Annotated in this window: 16 protein-coding genes, 2 tRNA genes and 3 rRNA genes; 8 read left to right on the top strand and 13 right to left on the bottom strand. The window is 43.8% G+C overall.

Annotated elements, in window-relative coordinates:
- Positions 1-59 precede the first annotated feature (59 nt).
- The gene (locus RDV63_RS01800; protein ID WP_313907808.1) at positions 60-866 is read left to right on the top strand and encodes a hypothetical protein; all 807 of its coding nucleotides are present in this window, start codon (positions 60-62) and stop codon (positions 864-866) included.
- A 242-nt stretch (positions 867-1,108) separates the two neighbouring features.
- On the opposite strand, the gene rrf is transcribed toward RDV63_RS01800, so the two are convergent.
- From rrf to RDV63_RS01775, 5 genes are all read right to left on the bottom strand, one after another.
- A 5S ribosomal RNA gene (gene rrf, locus RDV63_RS01795) occupies positions 1,109-1,223 on the bottom strand.
- A gap of 85 nt (positions 1,224-1,308) precedes the next feature.
- Positions 1,309-4,190, bottom strand: a 23S ribosomal RNA gene (locus tag RDV63_RS01790).
- A gap of 279 nt (positions 4,191-4,469) precedes the next feature.
- A tRNA-Ala gene (locus tag RDV63_RS01785) sits at positions 4,470-4,545 on the bottom strand.
- Positions 4,546-4,770: 225 nt separating this feature from the next.
- Positions 4,771-4,847, bottom strand: a tRNA-Ile gene (locus RDV63_RS01780).
- Positions 4,848-5,065: 218 nt separating this feature from the next.
- A 16S ribosomal RNA gene (locus RDV63_RS01775) occupies positions 5,066-6,600 on the bottom strand.
- Together the 16S, 23S and 5S rRNA genes with 2 tRNA genes alongside form the textbook arrangement of a ribosomal RNA operon.
- 556 nt (positions 6,601-7,156) lie before the next feature.
- Between RDV63_RS01775 and RDV63_RS01770 the strand changes: the two genes are divergently transcribed.
- Positions 7,157-7,690, top strand: coding sequence for a gamma carbonic anhydrase family protein (locus RDV63_RS01770; protein ID WP_313907807.1), 534 nt, complete (start codon positions 7,157-7,159; stop codon positions 7,688-7,690).
- On the opposite strand, the gene RDV63_RS01765 is transcribed toward RDV63_RS01770, so the two are convergent.
- Both RDV63_RS01765 and aroE read right to left on the bottom strand, forming a co-directional pair.
- Complete coding sequence (locus RDV63_RS01765) at positions 7,687-7,923, bottom strand: DUF1488 family protein (protein WP_313907806.1); 237 nt, start codon at positions 7,921-7,923, stop codon at positions 7,687-7,689. The genes RDV63_RS01770 and RDV63_RS01765 overlap by 4 nt on opposite strands.
- Before the next feature lie 8 nt (positions 7,924-7,931).
- On the bottom strand, positions 7,932-8,753 hold the full coding sequence (gene aroE / locus RDV63_RS01760) for a shikimate dehydrogenase (RefSeq protein WP_313907805.1): 822 nt from the start codon (positions 8,751-8,753) through the stop codon (positions 7,932-7,934).
- 5 nt (positions 8,754-8,758) lie between these two features.
- Between aroE and RDV63_RS01755 the strand changes: the two genes are divergently transcribed.
- On the top strand, positions 8,759-9,202 hold the full coding sequence (locus RDV63_RS01755) for a group II truncated hemoglobin (RefSeq protein ID WP_313907804.1): 444 nt from the start codon (positions 8,759-8,761) through the stop codon (positions 9,200-9,202).
- Here the strand turns inward: RDV63_RS01755 and hemF are convergent.
- Both hemF and RDV63_RS01745 read right to left on the bottom strand, forming a co-directional pair.
- Positions 9,192-10,124: an oxygen-dependent coproporphyrinogen oxidase gene (gene hemF / locus RDV63_RS01750; RefSeq protein ID WP_313907803.1), complete on the bottom strand. Its 933-nt coding sequence runs from the start codon at positions 10,122-10,124 to the stop codon at positions 9,192-9,194. The genes RDV63_RS01755 and hemF overlap by 11 nt on opposite strands.
- A gap of 1 nt (position 10,125) precedes the next feature.
- Positions 10,126-10,680: a Sua5/YciO/YrdC/YwlC family protein gene (locus RDV63_RS01745; protein ID WP_313907802.1), complete on the bottom strand. Its 555-nt coding sequence runs from the start codon at positions 10,678-10,680 to the stop codon at positions 10,126-10,128.
- 119 nt (positions 10,681-10,799) lie between these two features.
- Here RDV63_RS01745 and purE point away from each other — a divergent pair, with 119 nt between their 5' ends.
- Together purE and RDV63_RS01735 are read left to right on the top strand one after the other, a co-directional pair.
- The gene (gene purE / locus RDV63_RS01740; RefSeq protein WP_313907801.1) at positions 10,800-11,291 is read left to right on the top strand and encodes a 5-(carboxyamino)imidazole ribonucleotide mutase; all 492 of its coding nucleotides are present in this window, start codon (positions 10,800-10,802) and stop codon (positions 11,289-11,291) included.
- Positions 11,288-12,418 carry a 5-(carboxyamino)imidazole ribonucleotide synthase gene (locus RDV63_RS01735; protein ID WP_313907800.1) on the top strand — a complete coding sequence of 377 codons (1,131 nt, stop codon included), beginning with the start codon at positions 11,288-11,290 and terminating at the stop codon, positions 12,416-12,418. The genes purE and RDV63_RS01735 overlap by 4 nt, the downstream gene beginning before the upstream one ends.
- A gap of 20 nt (positions 12,419-12,438) precedes the next feature.
- Here RDV63_RS01735 and RDV63_RS01730 read toward each other — a convergent pair whose 3' ends face one another.
- Genes RDV63_RS01730 through RDV63_RS01715 form a run of 4 tightly spaced genes read right to left on the bottom strand, consistent with a single transcriptional unit; the run spans position 12,439 to position 15,691 of the window.
- Complete coding sequence (locus tag RDV63_RS01730; RefSeq protein ID WP_313907799.1) at positions 12,439-12,972, bottom strand: type I DNA topoisomerase; 534 nt, start codon at positions 12,970-12,972, stop codon at positions 12,439-12,441.
- A 15-nt stretch (positions 12,973-12,987) separates the two neighbouring features.
- On the bottom strand, positions 12,988-13,461 hold the full coding sequence (locus tag RDV63_RS01725; protein WP_313907798.1) for a DUF494 family protein: 474 nt from the start codon (positions 13,459-13,461) through the stop codon (positions 12,988-12,990).
- Positions 13,462-13,463: 2 nt separating this feature from the next.
- Positions 13,464-14,555: a DNA-processing protein DprA gene (gene dprA / locus RDV63_RS01720; protein WP_313907797.1), complete on the bottom strand. Its 1,092-nt coding sequence runs from the start codon at positions 14,553-14,555 to the stop codon at positions 13,464-13,466.
- 26 nt (positions 14,556-14,581) lie between these two features.
- Positions 14,582-15,691 carry a LysM domain-containing protein gene (locus RDV63_RS01715; RefSeq protein ID WP_313907796.1) on the bottom strand — a complete coding sequence of 370 codons (1,110 nt, stop codon included), beginning with the start codon at positions 15,689-15,691 and terminating at the stop codon, positions 14,582-14,584.
- Between the two features lie 123 nt (positions 15,692-15,814).
- Between RDV63_RS01715 and def the strand changes: the two genes are divergently transcribed.
- From def to rsmB, 3 genes are read left to right on the top strand one after another with little or no spacing between them, the layout of a single operon-like run.
- Positions 15,815-16,330 (top strand): peptide deformylase, encoded by a 516-nt coding sequence (gene def / locus RDV63_RS01710; protein ID WP_313907795.1) that lies wholly within the window; start codon positions 15,815-15,817, stop codon positions 16,328-16,330.
- Positions 16,331-16,342: 12 nt separating this feature from the next.
- The gene (gene fmt / locus RDV63_RS01705; protein ID WP_313907794.1) at positions 16,343-17,311 is read left to right on the top strand and encodes a methionyl-tRNA formyltransferase; all 969 of its coding nucleotides are present in this window, start codon (positions 16,343-16,345) and stop codon (positions 17,309-17,311) included.
- The gene (rsmB, locus tag RDV63_RS01700) at positions 17,308-18,615 is read left to right on the top strand and encodes a 16S rRNA (cytosine(967)-C(5))-methyltransferase RsmB (protein WP_313907793.1); all 1,308 of its coding nucleotides are present in this window, start codon (positions 17,308-17,310) and stop codon (positions 18,613-18,615) included. Before fmt ends, rsmB begins: the two co-directional genes overlap by 4 nt.
- Positions 18,616-18,619: the final 4 nt, after the last annotated feature.

Here is an 18,619-nt window from a genome sequence, read left to right as displayed (position 1 = left end):
CTTTACTTTTTTGCTTATTACAGCTAGTGTGCCGCATTTAGCACCTTAAGAAACCAATTATGCTTACGATTATCACTTTGACAGGCTTGCTTTCTAATCCTTTATATTCTGCAAACGGTTATTCACCATCTGAGCGCAGGACTTTGCAATCTGCAGTGGAGATGAGCCTACAAGATGCAGAGCTTAATCGGTTTCAGCAATTCTGTATTAATCGATACCCAGAATCTGCTATGGCAAAAGTTTATCCACAATCGCCAATAACTAAACGGCAAGATTTATTACAGCAAAAACTTAAGATGACTGATCTATCGGCTATAACTTTAATAGATCGTAAAATGACCTCTTATGTTAAAAATAGTATTACCGAGCTAAATGATTGTGAAGACTATCAGTCTTATCAAGTGCTTTTAGATAAATATGAGCTAACAGTTTTCTCATTAGAAATTGCAACTGAACTAAAAAAAGCGCCCATCACGGCTGATGCAAGCAATAAACAATTAGCTGCTTCAAAGTCTGCTGAAATTAAAAAACTAATAGAAAGAAGTAATGCTATTGCATTAGTATCAATTAGTGATAGGCAGTTACTCAATGTTATAGAACAAGCAAATTTTCTCCATATAGATTATGACAGCCGCTATATTTTTAAAGTTAATCAGGGTTGGAAAAATATGACTCCTACCTATATGGGTATGCATGTTGCAATAGATGACACTACAATTTCTAACACAGCATCCGAATGGTTAGTTTTTCTTGATCATAATAAGCATTTTATTGAGGCTGTAAAAAAGAATGATGCAAGTATGCATTTACGTTTACTCGCTAAGCCGGATTGGCAATTTGATAATCAAGGTAATTTAATCCGTTAAAGATTTGATGTTATTTAGATATTGATAAAGCCCCTATTTAGGGGCTTTTTTGTAGGCAGAAATAGTTACCTATTATTCTTCGAGCGATTTAGCAGCTGGATTTCAAATACAAACAAGCCCAACTAATATATTAGATAATAACAAAACATTGTTGGCGGTGAACTACAGTATTCCGAGCTGTTACCAACCAATCGCAGACAATAAAAAACCCCAGCTCATCGAGCTGGGGTCTGTTATTGGGTGCCTGGCGGTGAACTACTCTCGCATAGCGAATGCTACACTACCATCGTCGCAGCTGCGTTTCACTTCTGAGTTCGGAATGGGATCAGGTGGTTCCACAGCGCTATTGCCACCAGGCAAAAAACTGTTTGTGCTCTTTAATTTAGCAAGCTTTAGTAATTCGACACACTATAACACTTCTTTAAAACAGCTTGGGCGTTGTATGGTTAAGCCACACGGGCAATTAGTATCAGTTAGCTTAACACATCGCTGCGCTTCCACACCTGACCTATCAACGTTGTGGTCTTCAACGACCCTTTAGCAGACTCTAAGTCTGAGGGATGACTCATCTCGTGGCCGACTTCGCGCTTAGATGCTTTCAGCGCTTATTCGTTCCGAACGTAGCTACCGGGCAGTGCCATTGGCATGACAACCCGAACACCAGCGGTTCGTTCACTCCGGTCCTCTCGTACTAGGAGCAACTCCACTCAATCATCCAACGCCCACGGCAGATAGGGACCGAACTGTCTCACGACGTTCTAAACCCAACTCGCGTACCACTTTAAATGGCGAACAGCCATACCCTTGGGACCGACTTCAGCCCCAGGATGTGATGAGTCGACATCGAGGTGCCAAACACCGCCGTCGATATGAACTCTTGGGCGGTATCAGCCTGTTATCCCCGGAGTACCTTTTATCCGTTGAGCGATGGCCCTTCCATACAGAACCACCGGATCACTATGACCTACTTTCGTACCTGCTCGACGTGTCTGTCTCGCAGTTAAGCTGGCTTCTACCATTACACTAACCGTACGATGTCCGACCGTACTTAGCCAACCTTCGTGCTCCTCCGTTACGCTTTAGGAGGAGACCGCCCCAGTCAAACTACCCACCAGGCACTGTCCACGACCCCGATTAGGGGCCAACGTTAGAACATCAAACATACAAGGGTGGTATTTCAAGGTTGACTCCACTAGAACTAGCGTTCCAGCTTCAAAGTCTCCCACCTATCCTACACATGTAGGGTCAATGTTCAGTGCCAAGCTATAGTAAAGGTTCACGGGGTCTTTCCGTCTAGCCGCGGGTATACGGCATCTTCACCGCAATTTCAATTTCACTGAGTCTCTGCTGGAGACAGCCTGGCCATCATTACACCATTCGTGCAGGTCGGAACTTACCCGACAAGGAATTTCGCTACCTTAGGACCGTTATAGTTACGGCCGCCGTTTACCGGGGCTTCGATCAAGAGCTTCGCTTGCGCTAACCCCATCAATTAACCTTCCGGCACCGGGCAGGTGTCACACCCTATACGTCCTCTTACGAGTTTGCAGAGTGCTGTGTTTTTAATAAACAGTTGCAGCCAGCTGGTCACTGCGACTCTAGTATGCTTACGGAGCAAGTCCTTAACACACCAGAGCGTACCTTCTCCCGAAGTTACGGTACTATTTTGCCTAGTTCCTTCAGCAGAGTTCTCTCAAGCGCCTTGGTATGCTCTACCTGACCACCTGTGTCGGTTTAGGGTACGATCACCAATACCTGAAGCTTAGAGGTTTTTCCTGGAAGCATAGCATCAACAGCTTCGTGTCCTTGGACACTCGTCTCGTATCTCAGCCTTAAGAAACCGGATTTGCCTAGTTTCTCAGCCTACTTACTTTCACGCGGACTACCAACGCCGCGCCTGCCTAGCTTTCTCCGTCATCCCATCGCAGTATTGGTCGGTACGGGAATATTAACCCGTTTCCCATCGACTACGCTTTTCAGCCTCGCCTTAGGGGTCGACTCACCCTACCCTGATTAACATGGGATAGGAACCCTTGGTCTTTCGGCGGGGAAGTTTTTCACTCCCCTTATCGTTACTCATGTCAGCATTCGCACTTCTGATACGTCCAGCATACCTCCCGGTACACCTTCAACCGCTTACAGAACGCTCCTCTACCACTTGTGCAAGCACAAGTCCGCAGCTTCGGTGAATGATTTAGCCCCGTTACATCTTCCGCGCAGGCCGACTCGACTAGTGAGCTATTACGCTTTCTTTAAAGGATGGCTGCTTCTAAGCCAACCTCCTAGCTGTCTATGCCTTCCCACATCGTTTTCCACTTAATCATTACTTTGGGACCTTAGCTGGCGGTCTGGGTTGTTTCCCTTTCCACGACGGACGTTAGCACCCGCCGTGTGTCTCCCGAGTAGTACTCATTGGTATTCGGAGTTTGCATGGGGTTGGTAAGTCGGGATGACCCCCTAGCCCAAACAGTGCTCTACCCCCAATGGTATTCGCTCGAGGCGCTACCTAAATAGCTTTCGAGGAGAACCAGATATCTCCGAGCTTGATTAGCCTTTCACTCCGACCCACAAGTCATCCCCTAATTTTTCAACATTAGTGGGTTCGGTCCTCCAGTTAGTGTTACCCAACCTTCAACCTGCTCATGGGTAGATCGCCCGGTTTCGGGTCTACACCCTGCAACTTATCGCCCAGTTAAGACTCGGTTTCCCTACGGCTCCCCTATTCGGTTAACCTTGCTACAAAATGTAAGTCGCTGACCCATTATACAAAAGGTACGCAGTCACCCCACGAAGGGGCTCCCACTGCTTGTACGTACACGGTTTCAGGTTCTATTTCACTCCCCTTACAGGGGTTCTTTTCGCCTTTCCCTCACGGTACTGGTTCACTATCGGTCAGTCAGGAGTATTTAGCCTTGGAGGATGGTCCCCCCATGTTCAAACAGGATATCACGTGTCCCGTCTTACTCGTTTTCACTAAAAAGGTATTGTCGTGTACGGGGCTATCACCCTGTATCGCTACGCTTTCCAACGTATTCCACTAACACCTAGCTAGCTTAAGGGCTAGTCCGCGTTCGCTCGCCGCTACTGACGGAATCTCGGTTGATTTCTTTTCCTCGGGGTACTTAGATGTTTCAGTTCTCCCGGTTCGCCTCGTTACACTATGTATTCATGTAACGATAGTGCATAAATGCACTGGGTTTCCCCATTCGGATATCTTAGGCTATAACGGTTTTTATCACCTTACCTAAGCTTTTCGCAGATTAACACGTCCTTCATCGCCTCTGACTGCCAAGGCATCCACCGTGTACGCTTATTCACTTAACCATACAACCCCAAGATGTCTTGAGTATTATACAGTGTGTCTTGCGTCACACTCACTTCTTATAAAGAAGCGGTTGCTTAGCTTGTTTCTTTTTACTTTCAGCTTGCCAAATTGTTAAAGAGCAGTTTGAGATTAAACTCAAATCAAACTATTCTTGATTAAGAACCGTTTGATTTGAATTTGTTGAGCAAATTATTTAGCCATCGGCTATTAGGCTAGGCGCGGTAAACCGAAGCATACTTTTGTATGTGAGGTTTAGTGCAACAACGCATAATAGTTGATGGTGGAGTTAAGCGGGATCGAACCGCTGACCTCCTGCGTGCAAGGCAGGCGCTCTCCCAGCTGAGCTATAACCCCATCTTATAGCTTCGGATTTTAACCTTATGCGTCGCCTTTATTCGTTGCTCACTCAGTCATGTACTGACGTACACTCCTTCGCTTGCGCCTCAGTCGGCTCGCCTAAGCTTAAACTTCTCGCTCTAAGTCTTTTTTGATAATTTTAAATTGAATTTAGGCTAGGCGCAGTGAACCGAAGCATACATTAGTATGTGAGGTTCGCCGCAACAACGCATAAATGCAATTTGGTGGGTCTGAGTAGACTCGAACTACCGACCTCACCCTTATCAGGGGTGCGCTCTAACCACCTGAGCTACAGACCCGGTCTAACTGGTCTGTTTTACTTATTGCATCGTTGCCAACTTCACTCAATCAGTCATGTACTTTAGTACACTCCTTCTCTCGCTAAGCTGCCGCCTCGCTCTAAGCAAAACATCCTGCGTTATCCATTAATTATAACGAACTTCGCAATAAACTTTATTTGCTCTATCTCTGCAATCAATCATGTGTGTGAACACTTATAACTTTATTTCACTTAAGGTAAGGAGGTGATCCAACCCCAGGTTCCCCTAGGGTTACCTTGTTACGACTTCACCCCAGTCATGAATCACAAAGTGGTAAACGCCCTCCCGAAGGTTAAGCTATCTACTTCTTTTGCAACCCACTCCCATGGTGTGACGGGCGGTGTGTACAAGGCCCGGGAACGTATTCACCGTGGCATTCTGATCCACGATTACTAGCGATTCCTACTTCACGCAGTCGAGTTGCAGACTGCGATCCGGACTACGATATGCTTTATGAGATCCGCTCACTGTCGCCAGCTTGCCTCCCTCTGTACATACCATTGTAGCACGTGTGTAGCCCTACTCGTAAGGGCCATGATGACTTGACGTCGTCCCCACCTTCCTCCGGTTTATCACCGGCAGTCTCCCTAGAGTTCCCACCATTACGTGCTGGCAACTAAGGATAAGGGTTGCGCTCGTTGCGGGACTTAACCCAACATTTCACAACACGAGCTGACGACAGCCATGCAGCACCTGTCTTAGCGTTCCCGAAGGCACAATCGTATCTCTACAATCTTCGCTAGATGTCAAGAGTAGGTAAGGTTCTTCGCGTTGCGTCGAATTAAACCACATGCTCCACCGCTTGTGCGGGCCCCCGTCAATTCATTTGAGTTTTAATCTTGCGACCGTACTCCCCAGGCGGTCTACTTAGTGCGTTAGCTGCGCTACTCACAGTACAAGACCGCGAACAGCTAGTAGACATCGTTTACGGCGTGGACTACCAGGGTATCTAATCCTGTTTGCTCCCCACGCTTTCGTACCTCAGCGTCAGTATTGTGCCAGGGGGCCGCCTTCGCCACTGGTATTCCTCCAAATCTCTACGCATTTCACCGCTACACTTGGAATTCTACCCCCCTCTCACATACTCTAGCCAACCAGTTTTGAATGCAATTCCCAGGTTGAGCCCGGGGCTTTCACATCCAACTTAATTAACCGCCTACGTACGCTTTACGCCCAGTAATTCCGATTAACGCTTGCACCCCTCGTATTACCGCGGCTGCTGGCACGAAGTTAGCCGGTGCTTCTTCTGCGAGTAACGTCAAAAATAAGCGCTATTAACACTTACCCCTTCCTCCTCGCTGAAAGTGCTTTACAACCCGAAGGCCTTCTTCACACACGCGGCATGGCTGGATCAGGCTTGCGCCCATTGTCCAATATTCCCCACTGCTGCCTCCCGTAGGAGTCTGGGCCGTGTCTCAGTCCCAGTGTGGCTGATCATCCTCTCAAACCAGCTAGAGATCGTCGCCTTGGTGAGCCATTACCTCACCAACTAGCTAATCTCACGTAGGTACATCAAACAGCGAATGGCCCGAAGGTCCCATTCTTTGGTCCGTAGACGTTATGCGGTATTAACAGTCGTTTCCAACTGGTATCCCCCTCTGCTTGGCAGTTCCCTACGCATTACTCACCCGTCCGCCGCTCGTCATCACCCGAAGGCATGTTACCGCTCGACTTGCATGTGTTAGGCCTGCCGCCAGCGTTCAATCTGAGCCATGATCAAACTCTTCTATTAAAGTTCTTTCTGCTACCTAAGTAGCTGCTCAATTGTACTGACTTAAAACATATTTCTATGTGTAGTCACTCAACCGATGTATTTCATTTTTGTGAAATGCCATCATAAGTGCTCACACAGATGATTGATTGCGAATTGTTAAAGAGCGTGCTTCTACTTAAGAAGCGGGAGGCGTATGTTACACTTCCCAGTTTTTAAGTCAAGAGTGAAGATAATTCTTTTTGCTAATTTAGCTAGCGTAAAACCTATCTTCACACCTGACTTTCTTGCCTGCTTTACAGTGCTTGTTACCACTGCGAAGCGAGGGCGCCATTTTAGAGATTTAAGCCTTGCTGTCAAGCCTCTTTTAAAAAGAATTTTGACTCACTTCTTAAACCGCTTGGAGAACCCTTACTGCGTATCCCCGTTGGCATGGCGCGCATTATAGGTGGTTTTAACGGATGCGCAAGCGCTTATTGCAGAAATATTACAACATTCGAATCGTTCGCATAAAGTTTCTACGAATCGCGCTTTTTTACAACATTTATTGCATAATATCTCGACATTGGAGGAGATTATGACGATACGAGCCTATAAAGGTATTTTTCCCACTCTTGGTAAAGCGGTTTATGTAGATCAGTCTGCAGTATTGGTGGGTGATATAGAGTTAGCTGATGATGTCAGTATTTGGCCTTTAGTGGCTGCACGCGGTGATGTCAATATTATGCGAATTGGTGCCCGCACTAATATTCAAGATGGATCTGTTTTACATCTATCTAGGCCAAGCCCAAGTAAACCTGAGGGTTCTGCTCTTATTATAGGAGAAGATGTCACTGTTGGGCATAAGGTTATGTTGCATGGTTGTACTCTTGGTAACCGTATACTTATAGGTATGGGAGCTATAGTCATGGATGATGTAGTAGTAGAAGATGATGTTATTATTGGTGCCGGCAGTTTGGTGCCACCAGGTAAACGTTTGCAAGGTGGTTATTTATATGTGGGCAGCCCGGCTAAACAAGCGCGGCCGTTAAATGCTGCTGAAATTGCTTTTCTTACTGAGTCTGCTGCAAATTACGTTGTTTTAAAAGATGAATATTTAGCAGAGGCTTAAAGCCAAATTTCACCCGCACTATTATAAGCGTCGTCGGCAATGGCCTGCTCGGCGCTATCTTCCCAAATAAATGCCTGCTGTATCACTTCAGCCAGTGCATTTTCAGGGGAACGATCTTCAGCAACGCCTATATAGCAAGTTACCTTTAACCCTGAGACTAAACAGCTAAAGGTTATTGCTTGTCGAGCTTGGTTATAAGCAAAGTCATTATTAAATATTAATTGTTGATTCATGCTGCCTGCTATTTAGTTGTTGTTAGTTGTTTTGCTAATAAGGTTAACACTGGTGTGATCTCGGGTCTTTTGCCGCGCCAAATATAAAATGACTCAGCAGCCTGTGCCACTAACATGCCTAACCCATCAGCTTGCTGCTCTGCCCCATGTTGTTTGGCCCAAGCTAAAAAAGCTGTTGGTTTGGCAGCATATAACATGTCGTAAGCTAGCTGACAGTAACGCATATGTTTAGCTTCAAGTTGTGGCCGCTCTCCCGCTAAACCTGCTGAGGTAGCATTGATAATAATGTTATAGCTAATTTCAGGAATTTGTTGTAAATCTGTAGCGTGCACTTGCGGGCTAAAATTAGCCGCTATTGCTTGGGCTTTGCTTAGCGTGCGATTAGCAATAACAATTTGCCTTACGCCTGCTTGCAATAAAGGCCCTATTACGCCTCTGGTTGCCCCTCCAGCACCTACAATTAAAATACGGCTATTAGCTAAGCTTTGGCCTAAGCGCTGTAAGTCCATCACTAAACCTATTCCGTCGGTATTATCGCCACAAACTATACCTTGGCTATCTATATAGAGGGTATTTACAGCTTGGGCTTGCTTAGCCCGTTCGGTTAAATGTTCGGCTAATTGATAAGCTTGCTGCTTAAAGGGAACGGTTACATTAGCTCCTTTACCACCTTGATTAACAAATTCGCGCCAGCTGTCGGCAAATTTATCTACCGGTGCTAGAATGGCCTCGTATTGCAGTGGCTCCTGTAACGCTAAAGCAAACTGTGCGTGTATAAAAGGCGACTTTGAGTGGCCTATCGGATTGCCGAAAACAGCATAACGGTCCAAATTAGATGCCTATTAAAAAGTTAATGAACAGAATATTTAAAACTAACACAAAAAACAGCTCCCTTCCTACGCCTGAACGCACACCTTATGACATTATGGGTGGTGAAGCTCAGGTTAAGTTATTAGCTAACCGCTTCTATGACATTATGGAAACAGCCCCTGAGGCAGCCGAACTTTATGCCATTCATCCTTTGCCTTTAGATGCCATTCGCGAGAAGTTTTTTCAGTTTTTATCTGGCTGGTTAGGCGGCCCACCGCTTTTTGAGCAACAATATGGTCATCCTCGCTTACGGGCACGCCACATGCCTTTTGCTGTTACTGAACAACTACGCGATCAATGGATGTTTTGTATGGATAAAGCCTTAGCAGAAGTAGTCGAACATAAACTGCTTCGCCAAGGCTTAAGTCATTCATTTGGTCAACTCGCCAGCCATATGATTAATCGTTAAGATTTAACCAATCTTGCGGCTGTAAGTAGCGTTGATATAACAAGGCTTCAGGGCTATCTGGTGCGGGGGTATAACCATACTCCCAACGTACTAAAGGTGGCATTGACATAAGTATTGACTCAGTACGGCCACCACTTTGTAGCCCAAACAAAGTGCCTCTATCATAAACTAAATTAAACTCGACATAACGACCACGCCGATATAATTGGAACTGACGTTGATGCTCATTATATTGAATTGCTTTACGCTTTTCGACAATAGGCTGATAAGCTGGAATAAAGGCTTCTCCTACAGCACGCATTAAAGCGAAGCTTTGTTCAAAGCCTAACTGATTTAAGTCATCAAAAAATAAGCCGCCGACACCGCGAGTTTCTTCACGATGTTTTAAGTAGAAGTAATCATCACACCACTTTTTATAATCTGGATAAAAGTTAGCACCAAAAGGATCAACAGCCGCTTTGGCAACTTGATGCCAGTGCACCACATCTTCTTCAAATGGGTAAAAAGGTGTGAGATCAAAGCCACCACCAAACCACCACACTGGCGCAGCGCCTGGCTTTTCAGCAATAAAGAAACGAACATTGGCATGCGTAGTAGGGACATAAGGATTATTAGGATGAATAACTAGCGACACACCACAAGCATGAAAGCTACAACCTGCTAACTCTGGTCTATGAGCTGTTGCTGATGCTGGCATATTGGCGCCATACACATGAGAATAATTCACTCCAGCTTGCTCGAAAACGCTGCCACCTGTTAGCACCCGAGTTTTCCCTCCACCTCCTCCTGGACGCTGCCATGCATCTTCTACAAACTTGGCTTTACCGTCAGCTTGCTCTAATGCTTGGCAGATAGTGTCTTGTAATTGCAATAAAAAGTTTTGAACAACGCTTAAATGCGAATGAGGTTGGCTAGTAGTCATATTAACTCCTTACAATAGCGCCAGTGAGTGCATTACGAATTTGACTTGGCTGACTGGCACCGCCTAAATTCCCAGGCATGATAGCAGATACTTGACTAGACATTTGCTCATATAAAACAGCTGCTTCAGTTATTGCTGGTTGGCCTGATAAGTTTGCACTGGTTGAAACAAGAGGTTTACCAAAAGCTAAACATAATTGCTGTACTATTGGATGTGCACTCACTCTGACAGCAATACTGCTAAATTGCCCCGTTACCCATTTAGGTGCCATTTTACTCGCTGGTACAACCCAACTAATGTGACCGGGCCAACTTGCTAAAATTTCTTCAAGTATATTAGTGGGGATTGCACTTTCATCTATATAAGGTAACAATTGACCATAATTAGCGGCAATGAGTATTAAGCCTTTTTCGACAGGCCTTTGCTTAATTGTCAGCAATCTTAGTACTGCAGCTTCACTATCAGGATCACAACCTAACCCATAGACAGCTTCGGTTGGATAAGCGATAACCTCCTGCTGATGTAGTGCTTGTAGTACTTGGCTTAAAGTTGACATAGCGTCAATTTACCTTATCAATTTAGTGCAAAAAGCACAGTTAAAATGTTCTTCATTCATGCAAGCGGTTATAATAACTCCTTCACGTATTTAGTTCATCACGAAAAAAGGAAACAACTATGCAAGTTGGAATCATAATGGGCTCTACTTCTGATTGGCCAACCATGAAAAATGCAGCTGACATGCTGGATACGTTTGGCATTGCCTATGAAACCAAAGTTGTTTCTGCACACCGCACTCCACAACTATTAGCTGACTATGCTAATGCAGCTGCAGAGCGCGGCATCAAGGTAATTATTGCTGGTGCTGGCGGAGCAGCCCATTTACCAGGTATGGCTGCTGCTTTTACTAGCCTACCGGTACTAGGTGTTCCAGTACAGTCTAAAGCTTTAAATGGCTTAGACTCTTTGTTATCAATAGTACAAATGCCAAAAGGTATTGCAGTGGGCACTTTAGCTATAGGTGATGCTGGTGCAGCTAACGCGGGTTTATTAGCCGCACAAATATTGGCCACTCATGATCCTGAATTAATGAAGAAAGTAGATGCATTTCGAGCGGCACAAACTGAAACAGTATTAAGTCAGCCTGATCCATCAAAGGTAATTCTATGAAGATATTAGTATTAGGTGCTGGGCAATTAGCAAGAATGATGGCGCTAGCTGGCACACCTTTAAATTTAAAAATCAGCGCTTATGATGTCAATACTGACACTGTGGTGGATCCCATTAGTCAACAGGTTTTAGCTAAGGGCTTAAGCGAAGCTATTGCAAATGCCGATGTTATTACCGCAGAATTTGAGCATATCCCACTACCTATTTTAGAGCAATGCCAACAAAGCGGTAAATTTTTACCCGGAGCTGAAGCAATTAAAGCAGGTGGAGATAGACGCATAGAAAAACAATTACTGGATAATGCAGGGGTAAAATCAGCCGATTACGCCATTATTAATACTGAAGCCCAGTTTAAACAGGCTATTGCTGATTTAGGCTTACCTTTAGTATTTAAAAGCGCCTTAGCGGGATATGACGGTAAAGGCCAGTGGCGTTTAAAAACGACAGAGCAAGCGGCTAGTTTATGGCAGGAAATAGCCGATTTCTTAGCTGCTGATCCTAAACAAGCTATAGTGGCTGAAAAATTTATACCTTTCCAACGCGAAGTGTCACTAATTGGCGCCCGTGATACTAACGGCAATATTAGCGTTTACCCGTTAACTGAAAACCATCATGTTAATGGTGTTTTAAGTACCTCAGTTATTGCAGAGGCTACAACGGCTTTACAGCAGCAAGCAGAGCTAATATTTAGCAAGCTTGCAAACAGCTTAAATTATGTTGGTGTATTAGCTATAGAGTTTTTTGATCTTGATCAGCAACTACTTGTTAATGAAATTGCCCCTCGGGTTCATAACTCTGGCCACTGGACGCAGCAAGGCAGCAATGTTTGTCAGTTTCAACTGCATTTACGGGCAATTTGCGGCTTACCTCTTGGGAGCACAGCTCTGATCCGGCCAACACTAATGGTCAATATTCTAGGTGAAGATACACTGCCGAATGAGATCTTAGCAATTTCGGGCTTACAACTACATTGGTATGGTAAAACCAAACGTCTCGGTAGAAAGATGGGCCATATTAATTTATCTGCAGTAAATAAAACCGAACTAAAGCATAAATTTAATCAATTAATAGATTTATTGCCTGCTGCAGCCTTTCCACAGTTAACTACCATGCTAGAGCAGCTATAACAGCTTGTAATACCGGCAGCTTAGTCTGCCGGTTGCTTTTGCCCACAGCGCTTATCCGCACAATAAAAAACGGCCTTACGCTGAACTAATAAGTTAAAGCCGCAGTTGACGCACTTACCTGCACAGGGTTTATCATTAACTAAAAACTTGCACTGCGGATAGCTATCGCAACCATAAAACACTTTACCAAACTTACTTAAGCGTTCTGTTATTTCACCCTTACTGCATTTAGGACAGCTAATTTTTTGCTCTGTGATTGCAGACTCTGCCTGCTGAGACACAATAAAGTGGCATTCAGGATAATTACTGCATCCAATAAACATACCGTAACGACCATTTTTTACTGCTAATGGCGCCGAGCATTCTGGGCAGGGCTCAGTTTCTAGTAGTTTAACCGTCGTAGTTTCATGCTGATGCAGCGCTTTAATATAGTCACAGCTAGGATAACCGCTGCAACCTAAGAAAGCGCCGTTTTTACCCGCCCTAATAACTAAAGGTTGCTGACACTTAGGACACTGTTGTTTATGCTCAGCCAGCGTAAATAGATCCGTCATACCAAGCAACACTGCTTAATGCAGCAGCCCTTCGGGTTGTTCAAAAATTAAATCCTCCATTTGTGCATAAGCGGACTCGTGGCCAGGGACATTGAATAAAACCATCAACACTACCCACTTTAAGTCTTCAAGACTAATGCTATTGCCATCTAAATCCATTACCCGATCGATAACCATCTCTCGAGTTTCTGCACTTAAAACATTGATTTGTTCTAAAAACAACAAAAAACCTTGGCCTTGAACATCTATCTTCTGTAATTCTTGCGAGCTAAAAATACGAGTAGAGCTATTTATGGTATGAGATAAGTATGGTTTAACATCACTTTGTTGTAATACAGATAAGTGATCAAGCCATTTTAGTGCTTTAAAAATATCAGCATCATGAAAGCCTGCGCGGCTTAACTCTTTAGTTAAATCGGCATGGTTAACGTAAACATCTGACTCATTATGAATATAGTTTTCGAACAGATAAACGAGGATATCAAACATACTTAGGTACTCCTCACTCTGATATAACCACCCGGAACGGTGGCAACTTCACCGGCAAGCTCAAGCTCTAATAAAGCAACATTTGCTTCAGATATAGCCATGCCTGAACGTTCGGCAATGATATCTATTGTAGTAACATCATCTCCTACGTTAGCCAACAACTGCGCTGCAAACAAGTCTATATTAGCTTTTTTTACAACTGCTTGCTCAGACTTTGTACAGCTATTAGTCAAAAAACTTCTTTCTTCCAATATATCGGCCACGTTAGTAACAAGTTTAGCCCCTTGCTGAATTAATAAATGGCAACCTGTACTTTGGGGATTATAAATATTACCAGGAACGGCAAACACATCGCGATTATTTTCTGCCGCTAAATTAGCGCTTATTAAAGAGCCACTCTTCACTGCTGCTTCAACGACTATAGTACCAATACTTAACCCTACTACTATACGATTACGTTGCGGAAAATAACTAGCTAAAGGGGCAACCTGTGGAAAATACTCTGAAACTAGTGCTCCCTGCTCACTAATAGTCGCAGCTAAAGACTTATTGCTTGCTGGGTATATTTGTTCTAAGCCATGGCCTAATACCGCTATAGTGATGCCTGAAGCTTGCAAAGCCCCTTTATGGCTTTCACTATCAATGCCTCGAGCCATACCGCTGGTGATGATATAGCCTTGTTGACTTAACTCGCCAGCAAAAGTTTGAGCAATTTTACGTCCGGCGGGTGTGGGCTGTCGACTACCAACCATAGCAAACTGCTGCTGAGATAAAACACTAGGATGACCTTTTATAAATAAAACTAAAGGTGGATTTTTTATCTGCTTAAGTAAGGCCGGATAATTAGGATCAAAAAACGTTATAATATGATGGCATTCAGATTGTTCATACCAAGCTAGCGCTGAGTCAACTTTGCTAGCTGATTCAGAAGCCAGTAACTGAGCTTGCCGAGAAGTAAAACCAAGGTTTTGTAATGCACTTATTGGTAAAGAAACCAATTCAGCTGCAGATATATGCTCGCTTAGACGCTGGAACTTCAGGCCATCTAGGCCATGCACTGTGGCTAAAGCGAGCCAGTTGCGAAGATCCTTCATAGCAAACTGGCTCCATAAGAGTAAAGTTATAGATTTGCGATTAAGTCACCTACTCGCACTGGCTGCAGAGTATTTGTTACAATAGCAAAGCTAGTGCGTTCAGATACCTTAAACACCATTAATTCACCAACCTTTTCTCTTGGTAACTGAATACTATTATCGCCAAAGTTACGTAAAGCCTTTTGCAGCTTATTACCATCTTCTATATAAACAGGGCCATCTTTACCATCAATTACTAATGGTGAGTTACGATAAATACCTAACATGTGCCCCGGCGCTAATTCTTGTAATGCACCTCGATTTAACACTACTATATCCCACTTAGAAAACTCTCTTAAATCAGAAGTAGTATCAATAATTAAACCTTCAATATCAAATGCAGGTTTAGTCATAGTAAAGAATGCCGGTAATGACTGCCCTTCAAGCGCTGGCATAACCTTATCACCTTGTTTTATTTCTCGTTTTACACTTAACACATTCAACGAGGCAGCTTCAATAGGCGTATCATCGGTAGCTGCGCGGCCTGGTCTAAATGCTCGAGCGGTTGCAACCAGCTTAGTTTCATAGCCTAAAACGGTTTCTGTCTCAGGATCGATATAAGGTTTTCCTTTACGATAAACACCATAAGAGGCCCCAGCATCTAATACCCCTTTAACATAGATAATATGGTTATTTACTGAGTTTTTTACATTAGCATTTGATCCTAACACATAAGGTAAAGCAGCTATTTCTTCATCAGTTAACGCTTGCTCAAAGGTTAAGTATGGTCGAATCATACTTAACGGTAAGGTACTAATGGCATCACCACCTTTCATGGTTTTACGGCTAACCGGCGACAGTCTCTTCACATTTTCGTTTACGACTAAACGCGGACGACCTTGCGCATCGTAAGTTAAGGTTAAAGTATCACCAGGATAAATAAGGTGTGGGTTATCAATTTGCGGATTCATTTGCCACAACTGTGGCCACAACCAAGGTTCATTTAAAAACAATGCAGAGATATCCCATAAGGTATCTCCTTTTTTCACCACATAGTTTTGTGGTGCATCATCACGAATTTTAAGAACATCAGCTTGTGCTACAAAACAGCCACTAACTAATAAGAAAGTTAAAATTATTGCAATTTTTTTCAGCATGCCTGCATCCTTGAACTCATTTTAGTTTTAATTATTGCACACTATGCTGTTAATACAGCGGATTAATGGCTAAAATTAAAACATATCACAATAGTTGAAACAAAGCATATTTTTGTAGGTGCCATGACAATATTAAATGTTTTACATTACCCAGACGAGCGCTTGCGTACAATCGCTAAGCCAGTAACTGAAATAAACAATGAAATCAAACAGCTAGTTAGCGACATGATCGAAACCATGTATGATGAGAATGGCATAGGTTTAGCTGCAACTCAAGTTGATGTGCATTTGCGCATTGTGGTTATTGATATCTCTGAAGAAAGAAACACTCCTCAAGTATTTATTAATCCCGAGTTAAGCGCTCTAGAGGGTGAAACTCGTTATGAGGAAGGCTGTTTATCAGTACCACAAAGTTATGCCTTAGTTGACCGTGCTGAAACCGTTACCGTAAAAGCTCAAAATCTAGAGGGTGAATGGTTTACTATAGAAGCAGATGGTTTACTAGCCATATGTTTACAGCATGAACTAGATCATTTAATTGGCAAGTTATTTATTGATTATTTGTCACCATTAAAGCGTGATCGCATTCGTAAAAAACTAGAAAAAGAAGCCAGAATGGCACAGCGCCACGCGCTGTAATCAGGATATATTGTGACCCAATCTTTGCGTATTATTTTTGCCGGTACTCCGGATTTTGCCGCCCGCCATTTGCAAGCGCTATTAGCTAGCCAACATAGCGTGATCGCGGTTTATTCTCAGCCAGATCGCCCTGCTGGCCGTGGTCAACAATTACAGCCAAGTGCTGTAAAACAGCTAGCTTTAGAACACAAGCTTCCTGTGTACCAGCCAAAATCTTTAAAAACCAATGAAGCACAAGCTGAACTGGTGGCATTAAATGCCGATATAATGATAGTTGTGGCCTATGGTTTAATTTTACCGCAAAACATTTTAGATGCCCCTAAATATGGCTGCTTAAATGTGCATGGTTCTATATTACCGCGCTGGCGTGGTGCTGCCCCCATACAGCGTGCTATTTGGGCTGGCGACACTGAAACAGGTGTAACTATTATGCAAATGGATGCCGGTTTAGATACGGGCGATATGCTATCTATTAGCCGCTGCCCTATTTCTAATAGTGACACTAGTGCTTCTTTATACGACACTCTAGCTCTACTTGGCCCTGCAGCATTAATTGATACGCTAAATAACTTAACCAGCCAACAGCAACAAGCGGTTAAACAAGATAATAATTTAGCCACTTATGCCCATAAATTAAGTAAAGATGAAGCCGAACTTGATTTTACTAAAACAGCACAACAGTTAGATCGTGAAATTCGGGCCTTTAATCCTTGGCCAGTAAGCTATATCAAATTACAGCAAGGCACGGTTAAAGTGTGGCACGCAAGCACAGAGCCACTAACAACGGCTGCCAGCCCAGGTCAAATACTCACCGCTGATAAACAAGGTATTCGCATAGCCTGCCAGGATAGCGTACTTAATATTACTCAATTACAGCCGCCTGGAAAAAAATCCATGTTAACTGCTGATTTTCTTAACGGCCGTGCCGACTGGTTAGCGCCAGGCATGATTATTCAGCCTAGCACCGAGAAACAGTTATGAGCCAAAATGTACGCGTCTTAGCTGCCCAGTGTTGCTATGATGTTGTTGATAGTGGTCAATCTATGGCAGAAGCTTTACCTCGCGCCCAAGCAAAATTAACTAACGATTTAGATAAGGCCTTACTGCAAGAAATTTGCTTTGGCGTTATGCGCTATTTGCCTCAATTAGAGTCTGCCACTAGCCAGCTAATGGCTAAGCCGCTAGTAAAACAACTAAGACCTTTGCAGTTCTTGTTGTATGTGGGCATTTACCAACTAAAATTTATGCGTATTCCTGATCACGCAGCCATTAGCGAAACCGTTGAAGCTGCTCGGTCTTTAAAAGGTCAATCTTTAACCAAGCTAATTAACGCTGTGCTACGTAATGTTCAGCGTCACCCTAATATTTTTGATTTTGAGGATGCTCCAGAAGCGGTAAAATTTAATCATCCGGGTTGGATAATTAGCCTGCTGCAACAAGCTTACCCTGAACAATGGCAAGATATTTTGTTAGCCAACCAGCAAAAAGCCCCGCTGTGGTTGCGAGTAAACCGCAATAACATTTCTGCCACTGATTTTAGCGCGGCTTTAACCGCAGAAAATATTGAGCACCAGCAACCTATCACTGCTATGCCCACAGCCATAATGCTTAAACAAGCTCAAGACGTCACCCAATTACCGGGCTATGATTTAGGCTGGTTTTCCGTGCAAGATGCAGCGGCACAATATGCAGCTATTTTATTAGATGTAAAAAATGACCAGCATATCTTAGACGCCTGCTGTGCACCTGGTGGTAAAACTAGCCATATTTTAGAATTAGCACCGCAAGCGCAGGTTACAGCTTTAGACAAAGAACCTAAGCGCTTGGCGCGAGTGCATGAAAATTTAGCTCGACTTGGCTTAACTGCTAAGGTTATAGCCGCAGATGCAGCTGAACCGAGCACCTGGTGGCAAGGGCAACTGTTTGATCGTATCTTATTAGATGTTCCCTGCTCGGCTACAGGTGTTATTAGGCGTCATCCTGATATCCGCTGGTTACGTAAAAAAGCCGATATTCCAGTGCTTGCTGCTATCCAACAACAAATTTTACAACAATGTTGGTCGTTGCTAGCGCCTGGAGGCACCTTACTTTATGCGACCTGCAGTGTATTACCGGCTGAGAATCAGCAACAAATTGTTGCCTTCTTAGAACAACATACTGATGCTAGCTTAAAAACTATTCCGTATCAGCCTGATCCATCGACAGTAGGCTGGCAAATCTTGCCCAACGAACAGCAGCTTGACGGGTTTTATTATGCTCTGTTAGTTAAAAACAGCAAGGAATAGCACA

Source organism: Rheinheimera sp. MMS21-TC3, from assembly GCF_032229285.1.
Classification (GTDB): Bacteria; Pseudomonadota; Gammaproteobacteria; order Enterobacterales; family Alteromonadaceae; genus Alishewanella.
The sequence above is the reverse complement of the archived record's forward strand: the minus strand, read 5'-3'. Positions and strand labels throughout refer to the sequence as shown.